The sequence below is a fragment of the Fimbriimonadaceae bacterium genome (genome assembly GCA_019454125.1).
GTDB lineage: Bacteria > Armatimonadota > Fimbriimonadia > Fimbriimonadales > Fimbriimonadaceae > JALHNM01.
Genome location: CP075365.1, coordinates 2,533,044 through 2,555,205 on the forward strand (window position 1 = coordinate 2,533,044; position 22,162 = coordinate 2,555,205).

Consider the following 22,162-nt stretch of genomic DNA (forward strand, 5'->3'; position numbering starts at 1 on the left):
CAACCTACCCCAGCACGGTCAAGCGTCCGTCAACGCCCGATCCCGGATCCGGCAGGCGTCGCACGAGCCGCACGGGGCCCCACCCGGACCTGGATCGTAGCACGAGACCGTCAACTCGACCGGAACCCCCAAGCGGCGCGCCTCGCGAACGATCTCGACCTTTGAAAGGTGCAGCAGCGGTGCCGCGACCTCCAGAGGCCGGCCCTCCACCCCGGACTTCGTCGCGAGGCGGGCAAGAGCCTGGAAGGCGGCGACGAACTCTGGGCGGCAGTCCGGGTAGCCGCTGTAGTCCACCGCGTTGACGCCAAGGAAGACCGCCTCGGCCCCCACGACCTCCGCCAAACCGAGAGCCAGGGCGAGGAACACCGTGTTCCGGGCCGGCACGTAAGTCACTGGGATCTCTTCGGTCAGGCCCGTCTTGGGGACGCCGATGTCCGCGGTCAGAGCCGAACCGCCGATGGCCCGCAGGTCGACCGTCACGACCCGGTGGTCGGAGATCTCCAGCGCCCGCGCCACCGCCTGCGCCGCGTCCAGTTCGGCGCGGTGCCGCTGGCCGTAGTCGATCGTGAGGGCGGCAACCCGGTACCCACGCTCCAAAGCCATGCCCGCGCAGGTCGCCGAATCGAGACCGCCGCTCAGGAGCACCACCGCAGCCTTACCAGACCCTTCCAAACCTGTGCGACTCACCTGGACGGAACGCCGGTCGGCCCGCGTCTATCACGCGACGCCCCAAGGACGGACGTCGAACAAACCAAAATCGCGCCTGTGGTTGGAGCGAGTGTCAGTTCCTTAAATCTCATTCCTCTCTGCAGTCTGCCCCCGCCTCGCCTTCGTGCAGGCGGGGCTTTCTTTCTTTTAGAGCTCCACCACGACCGGCAAGACCACCGGCCGTTGTTGGCACCGCCGGCTGATGGTCTGGCCGACCACTTCGACGACCAGCTTTTCGATGGCGGCACGGTCGCGCGCCCGGTCCGGGCGCATCTCGCCGAGAGCGTCGCACAAGGTGTCGAGCGCGTCCTCCACCACGTCGGTCGGGCCGGAATAACCGCGAGCCTGCGCCTCCGGCCGTGCCACGATGGCCCCGCGCTCAAGGTCGGCGCCGAGCGAGACGACGATGACGCCGTCGTGGCCGAGGGCCGACCTCTCGCCCAAGAGCTTGTCCGTGACAGGGACGTTGCCGTGCTGGTCGATCAGAACGTCGCCCGCGCGGACCCGCTCCCCGACCCAAGCCTTCGTGTCGTCCATGTTCAGCGTGTCGCCGTTCTGCATGCGGAAGACGCGGTGCTCGGGGTAGCCGAGTTGGAACGCCAAGTTCGAATAGTGCGCCTGGTGGCGCGGTTCGCCGTGGACCGGGGCGATGTAGTACGGCTTGACGAGGTTCACCATCATCTTGATCTCGTCCTCATAGCCGTGGCCGCTCGCGTGGATCGGCGATTCGCTCTCCATGATCACCTCGGCGCCCAGCATGTGCAGCCGGTTCACCATGCGCCAGATCGGCCCCTCGTTCCCCGGGATCGGGCGGGCGGAGTAGAGGACCGTGTCGCCCGGCACGATCTTCATCCGGCTGTACTCCCCACGGCTCATCTGGTTGAGCGCGGCCATCAGTTCCGCCTGGCTGCCCGTGACCAAGAACGCAAGCTGGTTCGGTCGGTACTTCGCGATGTCGTCCATGCGGACGTAGGTGTCGGACGGGATCGTGAGGTATTGCAGGCTCCGGCAAATCTCGATCGTGTTCTCCATCCGCCGGCCCGTGACCGCGACCTTGCGCCCCGTGGCGTGCGCGACGTCGAACACCTGCTGCATGCGGTGGATGTTGCTGCTGAACATCGTGACGAGCACGCGGCCCTCGGCCTGCTGGAAGAGCTTGCGGAATCCCGGCGTCACCGCCGATTCGCTCGGGCTCCAGCCTGGTCGGTCCACGTTCGTGGAGTCGCTGAGCATGAGCACGACCCCCTCTTGCCCCAACTCGCTCAGCCGGCCGATGTCCGTGGTCTTCCGGTCGATCGGGGTGAAGTCGAACTTGAAGTCTGCCGTGAAGAAGACGATGCCGTGCCCCGTCCGCACCGCCAGCGCGCACGTCTCGGGGATGGAGTGGGTCACCCGCACGAACTCCACGCTCAATTGGTCGAGCGTCACCGTTTCGCCAGGCTTGACGATGCGCAGGTCGATGTCCTTCAGCCCGGCCCGCTCCTCGATCTTGCTCCGCACCATCGCCGCGGTGAAGGCGGTGGCATAGACCGGCACTTTGAGCTTGGGCAGGAGGAAGCTGAGTGCGCCGACGTGGTCCTCGTGGGCGTGGGTGAGAAAGATGCCCTTGATCGCGTCGCGGTTCTCGATCAGGTAGTGGAAGTCGGGGATGACGATGTCGACGCCGTAGTGCTCTTCGTGCGGGAAACTGATCCCGACGTCGACGACGATCGCCTCGTCGCCCTGCCGCAGCACGGTGCAGTTCTTGCCGATCTCACCGCAACCGCCGAGGGGGATGACTTGGACGAGGGACATTGCTGGGGAGGCTACCGCCGAACGCCGTCGCCGTGCCCTCTTGGCCCTTTTAGTCCTATCCGCCCATAGAGCGGAGTCTCGCCCAAGCTCCCCTCTCCTCCTGCGAAGGAGAGGGGGCTAGGGGGTGAGGTCGACCGGCCGCGCCTGCTCCCAGCCCCCGCGCGAGAAGTCGGGGACGTCCACCGACTGTCCTCGGTTCGCAACGGACCACTCGCTCAGGCACCCGACCACGGACCATGCCGCCGCGTCGTAAACGCTCTGGTCCATCGGCTTGCCCTCGCGCAGGTTGTGCACGATGCGCCACAGCATCACGAAGTCCATCCCCCCGTGCCCGCCCTGGTTCGCGGGGTCCTTGGCTACTTTCGTCCAGAGGGGGTGGTCGAACTCGTCGTACCACGCCTTCAGCCCCTCGCCCTGCTCCCAGCGGTCGGTGTCCTTCGACCGGCCCTCGACGACCACGCGGTTCGGGAAGCCGCCCCAAACGCCTTTCGTGCCTTGCACCAAGTTGTGCCGGGTGTAAGGACGCGGGAGTTGTTCGTCCCATTGCACCATGATCGTCCGCCCCTTCACGGTCCGTACGATCGTCGTGTTGATGTCCCCGCACTGGAACTTCAGGTCGCGCCGCGGATGGCCCTCCGGAAACTCCTTCTCGGCGTAAATCGCCCGGGCCCGGGCGTTCGACGAGACCGACGAGAGGTAGTCGAAGCGGTCGCCCCGGTTGACGTCCAGGCAATGCGCCACCGGGCCGAGGCCGTGGGTGGGATAGAGGTTGCCGTTGCGCCTGGTGTATTCAAGCGTCCGCCAGGAGCCTGTGCCCCGCTCGATCTCCTTCATCTGCCAACGCAGGTCGTGGATGTACGCCGCCTCGGCATGCAGGAGCTCGCCTAAGACTCCCTTCTGGCAGAGGTTCAGCAGCAGCAGCTCGTCGCGGCCGTAGTTGACGTTCTCCATCATCATGCAGTGGCGCTTGGTCTCCTCGGCTGTGTCCACGAGCTCCCAGCAGCCTTCCACCGTAGTCGCCGCAGGCACTTCGAGGAACGCGTGCTTGCCCGCTTTCATCGCCCCCACCGCCATCGGCACGTGCTCGGCCCAGGGCGTGGCGATGACGACGATGTCCACGTCGTCCCGCTGGACCATCTCGCGCCAATGCTGCGGGCCGTCGGTGTAGAGCGTCGGCGCTTTGCGGCCCTTGTCGGTGCAGGCCTTGGCCGAGCGCTCCGCCCAGTCCTTGTAAAGATCGCAGACCGCCGTCACCTCGACGCCTTCGAGGAGCAACATCTGCTCGACGTGGCCCGAACCCCGCGCCCCGACCCCGATAAAGCCGACCCGCACCGTCTCCATCGGCTTGTCGGCGAATTGGCTCATGTCACCGCCCGCACGCTTCGGAACTCGGGCGAAAGGCTGGCTTTGCGTCACATAAGGCATCGTGAGGCCGAGGCCTGTCGCGGCCGCGCCGGCGAGGAACTCTCTTCGATCCACAAGCCGAGTTTAGCCCTGCCCGACCCCAGTCGCGCGCTACACGACCGGTAGCGTCGGGCTTGGCATTTCGTTCAGGCTCTCGAACCCGCCATCGGTCACCGCCACCAAGTTCTCGATCCGGATCCCGAATCGCCCGGGAAGATAGACACCGGGCTCGATGCTAAACACGTTCCCCACGCCCAAGGGCTGCGTCTCGCCCTCGCAAATGTATGGAGGCTCATGTCCGCGCCGGCCGACCCCATGGCCCAGGCGGTGCACGAAGTTCGGGCCGTAGCCCGCGTCTTCGATCACCTTGCGCGCCGCCCGATCGACCTCCTCGGCCGGGACGCCGGGACGCACAGCCTCCATCCCGGCCAGGAACGCGGCATGGACGACCTCATACACCCTTGCGACCTCGGGATCGGGATCGCCAAAGGCAAGGCATCGGGTGATGTCGCTGTGGTAGCCGTTCACAAGACAACCGAAGTCGAGGAGGGCGACCTCGTTGTCACCGAGCACCCGGTCCCCCGTCTCGTGGTGGGGCTCCGCCGAGTTTGGCCCGAACGCAGCGATGCAAAAGGTCGGCGTGCCGCCGAGCCTCTCCATCTCCTCCAGGAGGGCCCTGGCCGCCTGGCGCTCGGTCACACCTGGCTTGATCGCGGTCCCGAGGAGCTTCGGCAGGGCCGCGTCGGCGATCTGGCCCGCCCGTCGCAGGCTCGCAAGTTCTTCCGCCGTCTTGGCCTTGGTCAGCTCGGCGAGGATCGACGATCCCGGTCGGAACAGCGCGCCGGGCAACAGCTCTTGGAGCTTGAGAAGCGAGCTGGCCCGCATCTCGTCGTCCACGGCGATCACCGCCGAGCGCAGGTTCCATTCCTCCGCCAGGCGCAGCACGGCTTGGTCCGGCCCTTCAGAATCGTGCCATGGCCGCACATCTGTGAGTCCGGCTTTGCGAGCGTGGGTCTCGGTCAAGCTCGGGCAGACCAGACAACCGTTGCCGTCCGCTTTCGTCGCGTGGAAGAGCAGCCGCTCGTGCCCGTCCTCAGCGAACCCGGTGAGGTATTCGAGCGTCACTTGGGAGCTCGCGAGGAAGACGTCCACCCCGTTGCGCGCGAGCGCCTTCGCCAGTTGGTCCACCTTTCCAATTGATGCGGCCACGTCCTGGCATTATGGCCCCGAAGCCACCCGCCTTCTGTGAACCATAATTGTCCCTGTGCAAGTAGGTTTCACGCCTCCTTGTTGGAACGACACCGTGACTTCTAAAAGAACTTCCCTTGGTCAAGGTCGACTCTACGGCCTGTTCTTCGCCCTTTCCCTTGTCGCGGCCGCGCCGGCCGTCCAGGAGAAGGTCAAGCTTCAAGTGCTCGGCACCGAGGGCCAGATCGCTCGGTACAAGTCCACCGCGAACGTCCAACTGGATGCGGGCGGGCAACAGCTGAAGCTTGAAATTAACGAGACCTACAAGGTCACCGTCATGAAATCCGCGGACGGCACCGTGACTTTCGAGCGGCTCACAGAGTCGAGCTCGCAGTCCATCAACGGCCAGACGATGCCCGCGAGCGAGGAGAAGGAGGCCCCGAGCACGACCGTCGTGCGCGCAGACGGCACCCTGGCCTCCTATAAGGACTCGCGGTCGGAAGACGACGAAGGCTTCTCCGTCCGGCTCTGGATCGCCCAGCAACCCGTCTTCTCCGAGAAGCCGGTCGGCGTCGGCGACAAGTGGAAGTACGACTACAAGGCAGACGCGACGCTGCGGTCCAAGGCGGCCAGCGCGAACTTCGAGCTCGTCGCCTTTGAGGAAGTCGCCGGCGTGAAATGCGCGAAGATCAACATGCGCTACACCGAGAGTTCGGGCACGCCTGCCCTGGGCTCAAAATCGGTCCTCTGGGTCGAGGTCGCAACGGGCGACGTCGTCAAGAACACGTTCGAGCTTTCGAACGTCCCCTTCCCCGGCCCGACCGGCACGATCTATGCCCAGGCGACGGGGACCGGCGAGCGCACCGCGGGCAGCCCGATGCCGGGTGGCCCGGGCGGCGAGGCCGGGGCCGAGCCGGAAGCCAAGAAGATCGAGGACGTGGTCAAGGGCTACGACAAGCTCGAAGGCTTCGTCACCGCCTACACCAAGGACGAAGAAGGACGCAAGTCCATCTACCTCGAGGTGAAGAACGACCAGGTCGGGAAGCTGATGATGCTCCAGGCCACGGCCGGGTCGGGCAACTCGGAGCAGGTCGTGACGGGCAACCCGATCAACGACCTCGTCTTTAAGCTCGAGCCGACTTCCAAGGACCGGGTCGCGATGGTCGTCCCGAACCTGAACTTCCGCTCCGATGCGAGCCTGCCCATCGATCGCGCGGTGAAGCGGAGCTTCGCCGAATCGTTCGTCGAGCAGTTCCGCGTGGAAGCCCGGTCGAAGGAGCGGGACTCCTTCCTGATCGACGTAAGTGACCTCTTCAGGGGCGACATCGCGCGCCTCAACGCCTTGTTCCAAGGCGGTGGCGGGCTCATTCCGGGCCTCGGCGGCGGGTCGAGCTATTCGATGGACCGCGAAAAGTCGTACGTCAGCTCCTTCAAGCTTTTCCCAGAGAACCTCGTCGCGGAGACGGTCTACAACTTCCAGGGGAGCGGCGGCGGTGGCGGCGGCCTCGCCGATCTGTTCGGCGGCGGCACCAACGCGGACCCGCGCAGCATCGTCGTCAAGGTCGTCTACAACCTCTTCCCGCTCCCGACCGACAACGGCTATAAGCCGCGCAAGTACGACGCCCGCGTCGGCTATTTCACGGTCGCCTACCAGGACTTCACCAAGGACGCGGACCGCGACCAGACCACGCAGTGGATCATCCGCTGGAACCTGCAGAAGAAAGACCCGAGTCAAGCGCTCTCCGAGCCCGTCAAGCCGATCGTCTTCTGGCTGGACAACGCCATCCCCACTGACTACCGCGATGCGGTCCGCGACGCGCTGCTCGTCTGGAACCCGGCCTTTGAAAAAATCGGTTTCAAGGACGCCATCCAAGTGAAGCAGATGCCGGACGACGCCGACTTCGACCCGGCCGATATGCGCTACAACGTGGTGCGCTGGGTGGCTTCGCCCAACGCCGCCTATGCCGTCGCACTGTTCCGCCCGAACCCGGTCACCGGTGAGATCCTGAACGCCTCGATCCTGGTCGACGCGAACATCGTTCGCGCCACCACCGGCGAGTTCCAGGTCGCCATCGACCCGGCCAGCGCCGTGACCGTCGAATCGGAGCCTAAGCCGGAATCTCTGGCCGCGCTCCCCTTCAACTGCCGCGCCGCCACCGACGGCCTCCACCAGGCCCACGTCGGCAACCTCGCGGTCCAGCTCTTGGCCGCAGAACACCCGTGGATGAGCGAAAAGGAGTACCTGAAGCAGTTCATCACCCACGTCGTCGCCCACGAATTCGGGCACATCCTCGGCCTTCGCCACAACTTCGTCGCCAGCACCGAGTTGGACGCCCACCAGCTGGGTAACCCGGACCTGGTGAGTAAGGACAGCACCTCGGCGAGCGTCATGGACTACGTGCCGTTCAACCCGTTCGCGCTCTCCGCGCCGGGCACCGCCTTCTATGGCCCCGGCATCGGCAAGTACGACGCCTGGGCCGTCGCCTATGGCTATAGCGACTTCGGCGGCTCTCGAATCGGCGAGCAGCGCCGCCTGGCCGAAATCGCGACCCAGACTAACTCGCCCGGCCTCGCCTACCAGAGCGACGAGGTCGCAGACGGCTTCGACCCGTATATCACGCGGTTCGACCTCAGCGCCCAGCCGATCGAGTACTGGACCAAGATGGGGGACCTTTCCAAGAGCCTCCTCTCCAACCTGAGTTCGAGGCTTCCGCGGAACGGCGAAAGCTACTACAAGTTCACGCGGGACTTCAACTCCCTGCTCTCGTTCCAGACGCGGAGCGCGAGCCAGCTCGTCCGCTACGTCGGCGCCCTGCGCCGCAACGCCAACTTCCGCGGGGATGCGGGCGAGAAGCCGACCCTTGCCCCGATCCCTCTCGAAGAGCAACGGCAGGCGCTCCAGGCGCTCGCCCAGACCGCCTTGGCGGAGAACTCGTTCGAGCTTCGCAAGTCGGACCTCGTCTACTTCACCATGAACCCGGACGCCGGCCTCATGGAAGGCATGATCGCGGGCTCGAACTCGTTCCCGATCCTCGACCAGCTTTCCGCGGCCCAGAAGGGGATCCTCAACAACCTGATGAGCCCGGCCCGCCTCTCGCGCGTCGCGAACAACCAGTTCAAAGCGCCGGAAGGCCAGCTCTCCCTCGCCGAGATATTCCAAACCGTCGATTCGGCCGTCTGGTCCGAAGTCGCCGGCCGACGCCAGGTCACCCAGATCCGACGCGACTTGCAGCGCAACCACGTCGACCTTCTCATGACCTTCATGTTGAGGCCGCAAAGCGGGCTGCCGAACGACGCGCGCACCCTCGCGTGGGACAACCTGCGCACGCTCGCAGGAAAGCTGGAAGCCGCTGCACCGAAGACCGCGGACACGATGACCCGGCTCCATTGGGAAGAGACGGCGATGCGCATTCGCCGCGCCCTGGACGCCCGCGAGACGATCGGCGGACAGGGCCAAGCCCCGATGAGCCTGCTCGAGATGCTGCTGGGCGGAGGAAGGACGAAGGACTAATTCGGAGTCCGGACGTCCTTTAGGAAGCGGGCGTGGCCGTCTAAGAACAGGCGGTTGCGCCCGCCACTATGTACGGCCAAACCTTTGAGCGCGTCGGGCACGCGGTTGATCGTGCGGGGGAAGTACGGATCGACCATAAGCTCGACGTCCGCTTGCCCCTCTGGGACGCCGATGATCGGGTCGGCCTGCTCCCGCAAGTCGGCCACGGCTTGGTCCGGCGTCTTTCCCCAGAAGTTGTCGCGCGGCACAGGGTCGTCGATCCGGTCATAGCGCCAGAGCCAATAGGTCGAGGACCCGCCCGGGAACTCTTGGCGCACCTGGACCACGTTTTTGAACTTGGCCAAGGAAGCCGGGCAGGAGAAGACGTCGACCGAGTTGCCCGCATAGGGGCGGAGGACCGCTCCCGCCCACCCGGCACGGGGGTCCGAGAGCGGCCACGAGTTCCAAGGCAGGTAGCCCCCAGGCAGGCTAGACTTCAGGTCGCGCCGGTCCGGCATCCTTCCGTCGCTTTCATCGACGTACATGGTGTGGGCCAGCCCGACTTGGCGCATGTTGCTCAGGCAGGTGGCGCGGTGGGCCGCCCCTTTCGCCGAGGTGAAGACCGGGAACAGGATGGCGGCAAGGATCGCGAGGATCGCGATCACGACCAGAAGCTCGATCAACGTAAAGGCCCGCCGCAGCACCACCTTCCTATACGTTATGGGGGGCCGTGAAAATCGAGGGCTACGCCGCCTCGCGGAGAGAGCCGCCGGAACCGCTCGGAGCAAGCTCGAGCTCTGCACCCGCATTCCGAGGCTGCAAAAGGCCCTTCGCAATCTTTCTGAGCTGGCGTGACGGGCCTGCAAAGGGATGCGCAAGAAGGTAGGGCTTGCGACGGCGGGCGGCGCGACGGAAGCGCTCGTCCTCCAAGACGTGGCCCGCAAAGCCTGGCTTGACGCTCGACTGCCTCACCGCTTCGGCCGCCAAGGCTTGGGCCGCGGTCTGCGCCTGGGCCGGCCCCGAGACGCGGTTCACCAGGATGCGGCAGTCTTCCGCGTGGCGAGCGGCTTCCAGGAAGCAAAGCCCGTCCAGCAAGGCGCCTGGCTCCGGCTCCGTCACCAGGAGCACGACGTCGCAACGTTCGGCGAGCTCGACGGCGCCGTTCGCCAACCCCGTCGCGGCGTCGAAGACAGCCACGTCGAACTCACGACCTTCCATCAAGACACGGTCGCAAACAGGGAGGACGATCTCCGCAGAGCGCCTGGGCGAGCCGCCCAAAAGCTCGACCTTATCTGCGAGCCGAACGCACGCCTGGGCCAATGTGGCCTCGCCCAAGGCGAAGTCTCCCACCAGCCCCGCCGAGGAGACTCCGGCCAAGACGTCGAGGTTCGGCAGGGCCATGTCCGCATCGACCAGGAGCGCCTTCTCCCCGAGGTCGCCAAAGGCGAGCGCCAGGTTCAATGCGACGGTCGACTTGCCGACCCCGCCCTTACCGCTCACCACCGCGATGGACTTCATGCCGCCCCCTTGATCCAAGCCACGAGCTTCGTGACCAGCGACGGGCGGCTGTCTTCCGCGACGGGTTCCGCTGCCACCGACCGTGCCCCGCCATAGGCGCGGCGCAAGGCTTCGACGATATCCTGGAGGTCGACGGTCTGGGTCTCGACCCTCTTTCCGCTCGCCTTGGCGATCGCATCGAGACCTTCCTGGTCGACCGGTTCGCAAACCGCCACCAAGAGCCGGTCGCCATGGACCGAAAGGGGCACGGCAAGCGCGCTGGCCGCGACCGCCCCCGGCACCAAGCGAAGTGCCGCGTCTCGCGGATGCAGCCCGTGCGCGATCGTCGGAGAGACGAAGGCAGGCACCGAAGCCACCGTCTCGGTCGGCTTAGGCTCGAAACTGATTGCGGGCTCCTCTTCGACAAAGGTGGGCTCCTCCGCGGCGACAAGCTCCAGCGCCGGCTCCGGGTCCTTCGCCTCGTGGTGCTTGTCCGTCACCGGGGTGGGGCTAGCCGCGTCACCCGCTTGGGTGTCTGCGAGCAGCGCCTTTATCTCGTCTTCCGATAGGATCGTGCGGTCACTTTCTGGTGCCATGGCCTTCGGGACCTCCTGGGTGGGTGCGGGTTCAGGCTCGGATGAGCTTTGAGAAACGGCGTCGGTGGCGGCGAAGAGCGCCGCGATCTCTTCGTCAGTAACCGTGGCGATCACCAGTTCCGCACTGTCTTCTTCCACATCCTCGGCCCCGGCCCCAGCCATTCTAGGCTCCCTTGCGGCGGACGCCCCTTGCCTCTCGCCGTTGAACCGGTCGATGGCGTCGGCGAGGTCCTGCGGAATCTCCTCGCGAGAGAGGGCCTGCAAAGGAACCTGCTCCTCGGGCACCGCCTCGAAATTGAAGTCGATCTCTTCTGGGTTGTCCATCGCCACCTGGAGCTCGAGCATGAGGCTCTCCCGGTCGATGGCGATCTCCGCGCCGATCTGATCCCGAATGCGGGCCAGGACGGATTCACTCTGCTCCTCCACCTCTGGGGCGATCGCGACCGGCGTGGGCGCCTCCGGTTCCAGGACGGCCGCCGGTGCCGGGGCAGCTTGGACGGCTTGGCGAAGATCGGTGACGTCCGCCTGCAACGACTGCACCAGGGCCGTCAGCTGGGCTACGGCCTCAAGGGTCTGGGACTCTCCGCCGCGACGCTTGGTCTTTGGCTTTGGCTCAAGCGGCTCTTCGGAGGCATTTGTCGGCATGGCTGGCATTCCGCGGTACCAGTCCGAATTGTCGGAATGGCGCTTCCTGCTCCACAGTCGAATTACGGGTTGCGTCCGGCCCGCTTCTGTCGCTTCGCGTCCAACAGGCGTCCGGCAGTCGAGCCGGGCGGCGAATCTTGAGGGGCATGGGGAGTTCCGGCCCGAGGTTCGACCCTTGGAGCCGGGGCAGGAGGCTTCTGGCCCGCGGTCGGGCCAGCCTCTGCGGGCGTCACCCTCGACTTCGCCTGGCGAAGCCGGGCCATGGTCTCCGGCGCGGTCTGCGGTGCCCTGTTCGGGTGTAGCCGAGCCAGCGCCCCCGCCAGGATCGCCTTCAGCGGCAAGGCCACGCGACGCACGCCCACGTCGAACGGTAGCAGCAGCAGGCTGGCAAGGAGGAACCAGGGCCAAAGGTCGGTGAGCGTCTCCCCTGGGTTCGGCACAGGCCGCAGGGCATCCACGGGCCGCGCCAGGGCCTCGCCCCCCGTCAGGGCGCTCGCCGCCGTCAGCAGCGCCGAGTTCGCCGCTGCCTGGCGATACTCCGGCGGATAGGGGATCGAGAACCCGCTGGTCGCGATCCTCTTCGCTCCCCCGCCGGCCGACTCCGCCACGCTCACGATGTAGCTGCCAAGTTCGTCCGCCTTGAAGTTGCCGGAGAAAACCCCCGGCGCCTCCTGGTTCAGCGAGACGGACTGCGACTCCCCCGTGGGGGAGCTGACCGTCACTTCGGCCTGGGAGGCGGGCAGCGGATTGCCCAGTCGGTCGGTCGCCTTGAGGCTGATCCGGCCCTTGCCACCGTCCTGCGCCACCGCGAACTGATAGTCGTTTTGGGTCGAGCGGCGGGCGATCGAGCGCGCGGCCTGGCCCCAGAACCGCCCAAAACCCGGCCATTGCACCCACCGCGCGGCCCACCGAGACTGGGCGTCGCTGGTGAAGGCCAAGGTCCGCGCCAGGCCGTATTGCCAGGTGACGAAGACCGGGTCTTTCTTCGGGGAGAGGAGGCTGGCCCTGGCCAGAGGCTTGACGTCCGCGAGGCAATAGGCGAAAAGGGCGGGAAGCTCGGAAGGGGCGAAGCCCCGCAGGGCCTCCTCGCCGGAGCGCATCTCAGGCACGAACGTGATCTCTTCGATCGCCGACCGGCTCATGACCGCGACGTCCTGGGTGAAGATCGCGGGCAGCTTCGACGCCTTGTTCGTGAGATAGAAGCGGCCCCCGCCCGCCGCCGCCAACTGCTTCAGGAAAGGCACGTCCTTGCCGTCGCCGATCGAGACGACGCTCGTGGTCACTTTCTGCAAGAACATGTCCCGGACGATCGCCAGCGAATTGCCGTAAGTGTCGACGTCCGCGCCGTCGGCCAGCAAGATGAAGTGCCGCACCTTGGTGTCTTCCTTGAGCAACTGCTTTTGGGCGAACTGCATCGAAGGCTCGGCGTAGATCCCGCCTCCCCCCGGACGTAGCTTCCTGATCTGGCTGATGACGCCGGGTTTGTCCTTCAGGGGTTGGATCGGGGCGACCAACTCGATGCCGTCCGCCGAGCCCGCGACCCCGACCCGGTCCATCGCGGATAGCAGCTTGACCGTCTCCTCGGCCGCCTTGGCAGCGAGCTGGATCTTCTGTACGCCGTCCTCCGGCATGGCCATTGAGCCAGAAGCGTCTGCGATCACTAACACCGTGGTCGAGGGGAAGGACTTCCGTTGGCGCACATTGAGGTCCACCGGCAAGGCGTCGGCGACCGGCGTCCCATACCAGCCCCCCGGCAAGAACGAGCCTTCGCCCCCGACCATGGCCAGCCCGATGCCCGTGTCGCGCGCAGCCGCCCGCAGGATCTGCATCTGCCGAGCTCCCATGAACTTCGCGTCGAGGTCGTTCAGAAAGACGGCGTCGTACGGCTGAAGGTCTTCGGCCCGCACGGGAACGCCGTCACCCCCGCGAAGGTCCACGTCCAGGCCTTGGCGCGAGAGCGCCTGGGCCAGGTCTTGGTGGTTCGTGCTGCCTTGCAGCACCAACACCCTGGGCTTGCCCCGGACCGTCGTGAAGGACGCGCCGATGTTGTTGCGCCGGTCGGAATCGAACTCGGGCTCCAGCGTGGCCCGGTACCGATAGAAGCCCGGGTCCTCCAGCCGCTGGTCCAAGACAATGGAGGTCTTGCCTTTGTCCAGCAGGACGGGCTGTCTCGAGACCACGGCGCCGTCCCGGTCGATCACGAGCGTCGCCCGTTGCTGGACCGTAGACTCCACCACCACCCGTGCCTCGAAGGGCTCGGCCGCGCGGCGTTCGCTCGGGGTTGAAAGCTCGACCACGCTCGCCTCGCGCTGTTCGGCCTTGATCCCGAGGGCAAAGAAGTCGAGGGGAACCCCCTCGCTCGCAGCCACCTCCGCCGCCTGCATGAGGTCGCCCCGGGTCTCGTTCCCGTCCGTGAGCATCACGATACGACGCGCCTTGCCCTCTGGGAAGCTGGCCGAGGCCAGACGGATCGCCGCCGCAATGTCGCTCGCCGAACCGTCGACCTTCGACTGGACCCCGGGAAAGTCGCGCCTGCCGCCGGGGGCGGAATCGAGCAGGGGCGTGGCCCCGAAAGCGACCACCCCGGCCATGTCGTCGGGGCCGAGCTTCTGCATCGCCTCCCGCACGAAAGCGTCCGCCCGGTCGCGCTCCGCGTCCTGGACGCTGTCGCTCCGGTCGACCACGAAGACGGTGGCCATACCCTGGTTCGGACGCCGACTCTGCGGGCCTGCCAGGGCCAAGACGAGCAGCGCCGCCAGCACCGCGCGCACCGCGAAGGCGAACCGCTTCCGGCCCTTGGCCATGCCGTGCACCGACCCCCAACTCGCCCAGAGCCCTGCGAGGACCGGGAGGAGTAAGAGCGCGTACCAGGGATCGGTGAACCGCATCACGACTTCCTCGCGAAGAGCCACCACTCGCACGCGAGGACGAGCAAGGTCAGGAGGACGATGGGCTTCCAGACATCGCCGAGCCTCTGGGTCGACTGGGCGGCCGTCACGGTCGAGCCCGCGAGGGCCAGCCGGTCGCGCGGCCTGGTGTCGCTCTCTTCCTCGTCGCGCAGAACGGCGTAGACCGTCCGCTTCTTGTTGCCGGCGGTGAGCTCATAGACCCCGGCCTTACCAAGCCCGCGAAAGTCGAAGCGGTCGTCCTTTGCGGCGAGCTCCACCTGTTCGCCTCCCGGCCCGCGCAACCGCGCCTGGGGTTGGCCGTTGGCCGGCAGTGCGAAGGCTTGCCCGACCCGGACGGCGACGTCGCCCGTGGTCCCCTTGCCGCCAAGATAGTCCAGCACGTTGCCCACGAAGATCGGAAAGCCGACGTTCAACGGGAAGTCCGAGTCGAGCGGGCTGAAGCCGAGCAACACTTGGCGCGGCCGCCCGTTCGCCACGACCAGGAGCGGGCCGGACTTCGTCTCGGCAAGCACGCTGCCCATCGCCTTCGGCTCAAGCCGCGTCGCCGTCTCGATGTAGACGCCCGTAAAGTCCACCCCTCTCAGCAGGGGATGGTCCTTGGCCGAGACGAACTCCAAGTTCGTCGCCGTGCCGCCCGCCTTCGCCGGTGAGGGGGCCCCCGGGACGCCGAGGGTCAAGACCCCCCGCGCCTTGACCGGCTCTTCGGCCGCTCCGTCAAAGATGACGATGTCATAGCCCGTGCCCGACCCGTCCGGCCGGGCCGATTCCGGAAGCCGCTCCGCGAAGTCGAGCGTCACGCGGGGGTCGAGCGAGAGCGCCTTCTGCAGGAAGACGTCCGCCTTCCCCACCATCAACACGCGCAGGTTCGCGCCTGGGTCGAGCAGTTCGACCGCGAAATCGTCCGCTTTGAGGACGCCGCCGTTCTCGATCTCGGCTGTCAACACCTTTGCCCCCGAGGGCACGTCCACCGTCGTGCCGGAGGTCTGGCCCGGTTCGACGCGGACTTTGCGCGAATCGATGGCCTGGCCGTCCGCCTTGATCGTCAGCACAGTCTCCGCGGCGGCGAGGCCAAAGTTGCGGACGCCGCAATAAGCTTGCCGACCGCTTGCGGTCGTCGCGCTGCCCAAAGAGGAGACGGCCAGGTTCTCGCCCGATTGCCCGAACTTCTGGTAGAGCACGCCCGCTTGGCCCGGCGAGAAGTCGTTTACCTGCGGGAACGAGCCGTCGCTCAACACCACGATCTTGGCCCCTTGGGTGCTGGAGACGAGGCCCGCCGCCAGGCGAAGGGCCTCTCCGAGGTCGGCTGGCCCGTCGGTCACCTCCAGTTCCTTGAGGCGCTGCTTCTGGCGGGCCGCCTCGGCCCCGAGCGGGAAGACGACGCGAGGGACGGGGCCCGCCTCGATCAGGGCGAGACGGTCGCCCGCGACCGCTTCCTCGATCATCTTGCCCGCGACCGCACGCGCCGCCTCGAAGCGCGAAGGGCCGACATCGGTCGATCCCATGCTCGCGCTCGCGTCGAGCACGATGACCGTCACCTTTCCCGCCAGGCCCCGCTCCACCACCTGCGGACGCGCAAAGGCAATCGCGACCAAGGCGAGCGCGAGGAGCTGCAGGACGAGGAGCCAGCTGAAGCGAAGCCGCTGGAAGAGCGAGTTGGCGCGGACTTCCTCAGTCTGCTGCGGCCAGAGAAAGACGGCGGGCACGCGGACGTTCCGACGCCGCATGCGCAAGAGGTAGAGCGCGACCACGACGGTCGCGAGCGGCAGGAACCAAGCCAGCGCGACCGGGTTCTGGAAGTTCATTCGAACCACCCCTCTCGCCGAAAGACGTCGCGCACGGTCTGGACGAGCGGCCGCTCCGCCGGGACCAGGGCATACCGCCCGCCTAGGCGGCGGCACTCCTCCAGTAGCCGACCGTTGTGCTCGGCCAGCCGCGCCCGGTACTCGCGCATGGCGAGCGAGTTGACGGTAACGTCCTTGCCGACTTCCGATTCGGAGTCGATCAGGCGCAGGTCGCCTTCTAAGTCCGGGTCGAGTTCGATCGCGCTGAGCACCTGGAGGAGCCAGACCTCGTGGCCGCGCCCGCCGAGCATGCGCAGGGCATCAAACACCTCAGGGTCCATCCCGTCCGTCACGAGCGCGACCAGGCCCGTGCGCGCCCGGCTCTTCACAAAGCTGCGCAACCCTTCGGCCAGGGAGGCGTGCCCCTCTGGCACGACGCCGTTCGCCCAGTTGGCCAACCTCAAGAAGGCGGCGCGGCCGCGGAGCGCGCCCCGTGGAGTGTCCCGTTCTCCCAGCCGGCGGGGCATCACCGCGTCCCCCCCGTTCAAGGCGACGAGGCCGAGCGCGCAGGCCAACCCCCGCGCCGCGTCGAACTTCTCGGGCTCCCCGAAGGCCATGCTTTCGCTCGCATCGAGCAAGATGTGGACGGCCAGGTCCTCCTCGTCGCGGTAGGTCTTCGTCACGGCGTGGCCGAATCGGGCGAGGACGTTCCAATCCAGGTGGCGCAAGTCGTCGCCCGCCGCGTACTGGCGATAGTCGCTGAACTCGACGCTGATACCGCGCGCCTGGGTGAGCCGCTCGCCGCGGACCCGCCCTGGGAACCGCTTGCGCGGAGAAAGCCGCGCTCCTTCCAGCAACCGCAGCTCGGCGGGGGCGAGGACCGTCATCACACGCCGATCGGGTCGCGGTCGTTCGAACGAACGTGGGCGACCACGTCCGTCACGAACCGGTCGGCCGTAAACCCGTCCGCCTCCGCTTCAAAGTTCAAGAGCACGCGGTGGCGCAGGGCCGGGAGCGCCGCTTTCGCGAGGTCTTCCTTGGCCACGTGGAACCGCCCGTCGAGCAGCGCGTAGACCTTGGCGGCGGTCACCATGGACTGCGCCCCGCGCGGCGAAGCGCCATACCGCGCGTACTTCTCACCGATGGGGGTCGAGCCTTCCCCTTCCGGGTGGGTGCCGACAACGATGCTGAGGCCGAACTCCAGCACGTGCTGCGCGACCACGACTTCACGGACCACGTCGCGCATCTTCATCACGTCCGCTCCCGTCGCCACCTGCCCCGCCTTCGCTTCCTCCGAACCGGTCGTCCGCGCCACCACTTCGGCCAGTTCCGCCCGGGTGGGGTAAGGCACGAGCAGCTTATAAAAGAAACGGTCGAGTTGGGCTTCCGGCAAGGGATACGTGCCCTCCTGCTCGATCGGGTTCTGGGTCGCCATCACCAAGAACGGCTGGCCGAGCTCGTGGCGGGCGCCGCCCACCGTCACGCCGCGCTCCTGCATTGCTTCCAGCAGGGCGCTCTGCGTCTTCGGCGTCGCGCGGTTGATCTCGTCCGCCAGGACGAGGTTGGCAAAGATGGGGCCGTGGCGGAACTGGAACGCGCGCTCCCCCGTTTCGGCGGCGACCAGCACGTTCGTGCCCGTCACGTCCGCGGGCATCATGTCCGGCGTGAACTGGATGCGGCTGAACGAGAGGTCCAGCACGCTCGACAGGGTCCGCACGAGGAGGGTCTTGCCCAAGCCCGGCATCCCTTCCAAGAGCGCGTGGCCGTTGGCAGCCAGGCAGACGAGCACGCCTTCGACGACATCGTCTTGGCCGATAACGACGCGCCCGATCTCCTCGCGCACGCGGGTGAAGGTCTCGCGGAACCAAGCCGCTTGGTCTTGGGCGCTCACTTCTTGCCCCCGGTCTCGTTGAGCGAGTCGAAGTACTCGCGGACGCGCTTTTCCTGTTCGCGCGGGATTTTGTCCGTGTTCATCGCTTTCTCCGCCGCCTTGCGATAGCTGGGCAGCACCTGTCGGTACGGCACGGAGCTTCGGGAGCCGACCTTTGTCGGGGCCTTCACTTCCAGCGTCCATTCCTGGCCCTTCTCGCCCCATTGGCCCTTGACCGCTGTGCTCGAGCCCTTGCCTTTCGTCTCCATCTCCTTGTCCGATTTGTTGACCCGCCCTGTGTTTTGGAAGACGTCTTGGCTGCCCGTGCCGCCGTCGCCGTTCTCGCCGTTCCCGTCGCCGCTGTTCTGGCCGCTGTTGTTGCCCGGCCCCAGTCCCATCGCGGCCATCATCGCCATCGCCGCCTCCATGCTGATGTCGCCCTTCTTCAGCGCCTCCAGCGTCTTGCGCATTTGCTCGAGCACTTCTTGCTTCAGCTGGGGATCCTGAAGCTGGCCGGCCAGTGCCTCCAGGGCCTTCTGCATCTTCTCGATCTCTTCTTTCGAAGGCGGCTGTCCCTGCTGCATCTGTTGCGCCTTCTCCGCCATTTTCTCCATCATTTCCCGCAGTTGCTTGGCCTCCGGGCTGTTGGCGAGCTCTTCCAGCGCCTTGCGCGCCTTGTCGCTCAACTTGAGCGCGTCCATGAGCTTGCTCGCCGTCTCCAGTTGCTTCTTCAGCGCCTCGAGCTCCTTCATGTGCTTGGCGCGCTCTTCCGGGGTCATGGCGTCGATGCGGTCGATCTCCTTCTGGATGCGCTGCTGCCGCTCCGCCAACGTCTTTTGGAGAGCCTCGACTTGCTGTGGGGTGAGGTTGGCGAGAGTCTCCGCCTCACGGTCCAGACCCATCCGCGCCAAGTCCTTGGCATTGAACTTCGAGGGCGGGCTCTGGAACCCTTGCTCCTTCATCGTCCGCGCCAGCAACTCCTTCTCGCTGTCCCCCAGCTTCAGCTTCTCCAGGTCTTGGGCGTCGAGCCCAGCCTTGTCCAACTGCGCCTTCTCCCACTTCGAGAGTACGCTCTCGCCCTTTGCGAGGGTCTCTTGCGCTTTCTGCGCCTCGTCTTTCACCGCCTTCTCGGCTTGGGCTGCGAGGTCGTTCGCCTTCCGAAGCGCCTCCTCACGGTTTAACTTCCCGTGCTCGAGCTCCATCGCGAAGCGGTCGAGTTCCTTCGCGGCGTTGCGCGCGTCCGGGTTTTGGTCGAGCACGTCTTGCTTTTGCAGCAACGGCTTGGCGATGCGACGGACCTTTTCCCCCATCGCGGCCAGTTCCTTGCGCTCCTCCTCCGTCTTGGGCCCGCGCGCGAGCGGGCTGTTCCCCAAAAGGAAGAGCGCCGTGGAAGCCACTGCGAGCGCAAGGGCCAGGCCGTGCCAGCGCGTGCCGCGGATGGGATAGAGCTTGGCGGGGCTCGCCCCTTCCAGGCAGCCCTCGGCTTCGCCGCGTTGCGCCTCGCCAAACTCGCCGGACGGCACGGCCGCGGCCGTGCCGAGCCGGTCCTGCAACCCGGCCCGCCGGTCAAGGCTCCGGGCCAGGGCGGCACGGTCGAGCTTCCAAGACGCGCCGACGACGGCCCCGAGCACGGCGCCTGCGCCGGCTAACGCCCCAAGGGAGGCCAGGTCGGCATAGGCGATGCGGAGCCAATCCAGCCCCGCCCAGACCCCTGCCGCCAGGGCACCGGCGCACAACCCGACCCCAAGCCCGATCCAGGCCCGGACCAATCTCACGCGGAATTCGAACGGCCTCATCTTCATCATAAAACCTGTCGCCTCGCGCCCGCGTTCCGGCGGACGGAATCGGCCCAAGCAAACAGGGCGGCAGCCAGGCCGAACATCACCAGGGCCTTGATGCCGACTTCTTGGATCGGGCCGGTCAGCGCAAGCGGGTAATAGCGGAGGGTCCAACCCGGCACTCCCCCTTGCAAAGCCGTTGCACTCTCCAAGGCACCCATGACCGGCCACGGCATCACGAGGACGAGGAAGAGGAACAGCGTGGTGAGGCGACGGGCCGCGTCCGGCCCGGCCGGGCGGCTCTCTCTAGACCCCATAAACAGCGCCGCCGAGGCGGCCCAACCCAAGGAGTAAAGCAAGAGCCACATCGCGCACACCCCCGCCAAGGCGACAAGGTCTTCCGTCCTCAGCGACGAGCCCAAAGCGATGCCCGTGCCGACCGCGCCGCCGATCAGACAGACCAGCAACACCAGGAGGTACGGCAGCGCTCCCGCCGGGCTCCCGCGGAAGGCCAGCTTAGGCTGGAACGAACCGTTCGGAAAAACCTTTGGGCCGCCGCCCGCCGACCACGTGAAGAGGTGCGGCGCGACAATCAGGAAGAGGAAGCTCACCCACTGGATGTTCCCGGCGAACGACAACGAGGCCGGCCCGACCCCAACCACAGAACCCGACCCGGCGAAACCCAAAAGCACGCCGATCAAAAGCGTATAGACCGCGCCATGGATCCGGAGGCTGCGGGCCTCGGCCGAACCCGCACCGGTCACGATGGTGCCGCCCCCCAGCATCATCAGCTTGGTCACCGCCAGCACACAGGCAAGGACCAGCAATACGTTCGGGACCGGCACCCCGAAGACCGGCGTCGCGCCGGGCCCTGCCGGAACTGCGAGGAAAGGGCTGAGGGCCAGGTGAAAGGGCATCGAGCCGCCCATCATCCCGGCGAACCCGCCGAAGGCGGCCAGAACCATGGTAGAGAAAACGCTCCACGCCACGACCGTCAAATAGCTCCAGATCACGGTGGGCACCGTCTTGATGGCAAGGAAGGCGATCGGGACGGAAATCGAACAATAGAGAAGGCCCCGAGCGGCCAGCACACCATAGACGGCGAGGACGTCCATCAACTCCGCGCCGCCCATCACGATGCAGATGGAAACGATCGGGAACGAAAGGGCCAGCAACATCAAGACATAGCGGAAACCGCTCCAAAGCTTGCCCACCAAAAAGTACTTGATCGAGGCCGGCGACGAGAAAACGAGGTCGATCGACTGCCGTTGGAACTCCCCCGTGATCGAAGTCGCCACGACCACCGGCGCCACCAAGGCGAGCATCGCCTCCAGCATCGCCACAAGCGCGAAATAGAAGCCGAGCAGCTCGTTCTGGAGCTGGCTGACGCTCGCCGCGCCTCGGAACCCGAGACTGGAATAGAAGGAGAGCGCCATGAGCACCAGCAACCCAAGGTAGCCGCCCATGAGGATCGGGGCGCGATTGCCGCGCATCCAGGTCCTGTACTCGCGGATCGAGCAGGCGTTGCCGAAATAGATGCGGCGCTGCTCGCCGAGCCAAGCCGCGGGGTTCACTGGACGGCCCCCGTGGTGACCGTGAGGAAGACGTCTTCAAGGTCCGCGGAGACTTCGCGGAAGTCGGTCACCCTGTAGCCCGCGTTCACCAGCGACTGGAGCAGGTCGGCTTGGTCCGTCCCATCGCCTGCGAACTCGATCTTCACCGTGGTCGAACCCATGAGGTGGGTGCCTGTCACGTGGTTGCGGCCGTGGAGGAAGAGGCTCGCCTCGGACGCTTTGTCGAGGAATCGGACTTCCAGGATTTTGTGGGCCTGGACGCTGCGCACCACGTTTTCGACCGCCCCCCAAGTCACGAGCTTCCCTTTTTCGATGATGCCGACCGAGTTACAAAAATCGGCGAGCTCCGGCAGGATGTGGGACGAGACGATGACCATCTTGCCCATCTTTCCAAGCTCCGCGATGAGCTCCTTCAGCTCGGCGCGTGCGCGGGGGTCAAGGCCGCTGGCCGGTTCGTCCAGCAGAAGGAGCGAAGGGTCGTGCACAAGGCACCTGGCTAGGCTCAAGCGCTGTTGCATGCCGCGTGACAGGGTCGAGGCGAAGGCGTCCTTCTTGTGGCCCAGGTCAGTGAGTTCGAGAACGTTGTCGATGACGCTCGGCCGGTCGGCGGCAGGGACGCGGTAGAGGTTCGCAAAGAAGTCCAGGTACTCCCAAACCTTGACGTCGTCATAGAGCCCAAAAAAGTCCGGCATATAGCCGATCATCTTGCGCACGGCCATGGGGTCACGGCGGATGTCGATGCCGTTCAGGCGGGCCGTCCCCGAATCCGGCTCCAGCAGGGTCGCGATCATGCGGATCGTGGTGGTCTTCCCCGCTCCGTTCGAGCCGATGAAGCCAAAGATGTCGCCAGGCTGCAACGAGAAGGACACGTCCGAGACGGCCTGCAAGTTGCCATACCGTTTGTTCAAGTTGTGGATTTCCAGCATCT

At 66.3% G+C, this 22,162-nt stretch carries 15 protein-coding genes; 1 reads left to right on the forward strand and 14 read right to left on the reverse strand.

The window, feature by feature from the left end:
* Window positions 1–18 precede the first annotated feature (18 nt).
* The 4 genes from queC to KF733_12355 form a co-directional block, all read right to left on the reverse strand.
* Window positions 19–687 carry a 7-cyano-7-deazaguanine synthase QueC gene (gene queC / locus KF733_12340; GenBank protein ID QYK55783.1) on the reverse strand — a complete coding sequence of 223 codons (669 nt, stop codon included), beginning with the start codon at window positions 685–687 and terminating at the stop codon, window positions 19–21.
* Window positions 688–855: 168 nt separating this feature from the next.
* Window positions 856–2,502 (reverse strand): ribonuclease J, encoded by a 1,647-nt coding sequence (locus KF733_12345; protein ID QYK55784.1) that lies wholly within the window; start codon window positions 2,500–2,502, stop codon window positions 856–858.
* Window positions 2,503–2,619: 117 nt separating this feature from the next.
* The gene (locus KF733_12350) at window positions 2,620–3,981 is read right to left on the reverse strand and encodes a Gfo/Idh/MocA family oxidoreductase (protein QYK55785.1); all 1,362 of its coding nucleotides are present in this window, start codon (window positions 3,979–3,981) and stop codon (window positions 2,620–2,622) included.
* A gap of 36 nt (window positions 3,982–4,017) precedes the next feature.
* Window positions 4,018–5,115: an aminopeptidase P family protein gene (locus tag KF733_12355; protein ID QYK55786.1), complete on the reverse strand. Its 1,098-nt coding sequence runs from the start codon at window positions 5,113–5,115 to the stop codon at window positions 4,018–4,020.
* 94 nt (window positions 5,116–5,209) lie between these two features.
* Here KF733_12355 and KF733_12360 point away from each other — a divergent pair, with 94 nt between their 5' ends.
* Window positions 5,210–8,605 carry a zinc-dependent metalloprotease gene (locus KF733_12360; protein ID QYK55787.1) on the forward strand — a complete coding sequence of 1,132 codons (3,396 nt, stop codon included), beginning with the start codon at window positions 5,210–5,212 and terminating at the stop codon, window positions 8,603–8,605.
* Here KF733_12360 and KF733_12365 read toward each other — a convergent pair.
* The 10 genes from KF733_12365 to KF733_12410 form a co-directional block, all read right to left on the reverse strand.
* The gene (locus KF733_12365; protein QYK55788.1) at window positions 8,602–9,291 is read right to left on the reverse strand and encodes a prepilin-type N-terminal cleavage/methylation domain-containing protein; all 690 of its coding nucleotides are present in this window, start codon (window positions 9,289–9,291) and stop codon (window positions 8,602–8,604) included. The two genes, KF733_12360 and KF733_12365, sit on opposite strands and share 4 nt — an antisense overlap.
* A 37-nt stretch (window positions 9,292–9,328) precedes the next feature.
* Window positions 9,329–10,102 carry a P-loop NTPase gene (locus tag KF733_12370; protein ID QYK55789.1) on the reverse strand — a complete coding sequence of 258 codons (774 nt, stop codon included), beginning with the start codon at window positions 10,100–10,102 and terminating at the stop codon, window positions 9,329–9,331.
* A complete protein-coding gene (locus KF733_12375; protein QYK55790.1) occupies window positions 10,099–11,322 on the reverse strand; it encodes a hypothetical protein in 1,224 nt (407 codons plus the stop codon). Before KF733_12375 ends, KF733_12370 begins: the two co-directional genes overlap by 4 nt.
* 62 nt (window positions 11,323–11,384) lie before the next feature.
* Window positions 11,385–14,234 (reverse strand): VWA domain-containing protein, encoded by a 2,850-nt coding sequence (locus tag KF733_12380; protein QYK55791.1) that lies wholly within the window; start codon window positions 14,232–14,234, stop codon window positions 11,385–11,387.
* Window positions 14,210–16,033 (reverse strand): BatA and WFA domain-containing protein, encoded by a 1,824-nt coding sequence (locus KF733_12385; protein ID QYK55792.1) that lies wholly within the window; start codon window positions 16,031–16,033, stop codon window positions 14,210–14,212. The genes KF733_12380 and KF733_12385 overlap by 25 nt, the downstream gene beginning before the upstream one ends.
* The gene (locus KF733_12390; GenBank protein QYK55793.1) at window positions 16,030–16,899 is read right to left on the reverse strand and encodes a DUF58 domain-containing protein; all 870 of its coding nucleotides are present in this window, start codon (window positions 16,897–16,899) and stop codon (window positions 16,030–16,032) included. The genes KF733_12385 and KF733_12390 overlap by 4 nt, the downstream gene beginning before the upstream one ends.
* Window positions 16,899–17,903, reverse strand: a complete 1,005-nt coding sequence (locus KF733_12395) for an AAA family ATPase (GenBank protein QYK55794.1) — start codon at window positions 17,901–17,903, stop codon at window positions 16,899–16,901. The genes KF733_12390 and KF733_12395 overlap by 1 nt, the downstream gene beginning before the upstream one ends.
* Window positions 17,900–19,678: a hypothetical protein gene (locus KF733_12400; GenBank protein QYK55795.1), complete on the reverse strand. Its 1,779-nt coding sequence runs from the start codon at window positions 19,676–19,678 to the stop codon at window positions 17,900–17,902. Before KF733_12400 ends, KF733_12395 begins: the two co-directional genes overlap by 4 nt.
* 5 nt (window positions 19,679–19,683) lie before the next feature.
* Window positions 19,684–21,234, reverse strand: coding sequence for a hypothetical protein (locus KF733_12405; GenBank protein ID QYK55796.1), 1,551 nt, complete (start codon window positions 21,232–21,234; stop codon window positions 19,684–19,686).
* On the reverse strand, window positions 21,231–22,160 hold the full coding sequence (locus tag KF733_12410) for an ABC transporter ATP-binding protein (GenBank protein QYK55797.1): 930 nt from the start codon (window positions 22,158–22,160) through the stop codon (window positions 21,231–21,233). Before KF733_12410 ends, KF733_12405 begins: the two co-directional genes overlap by 4 nt.
* Between the last annotated feature and the right edge of the window lie 2 nt (window positions 22,161–22,162).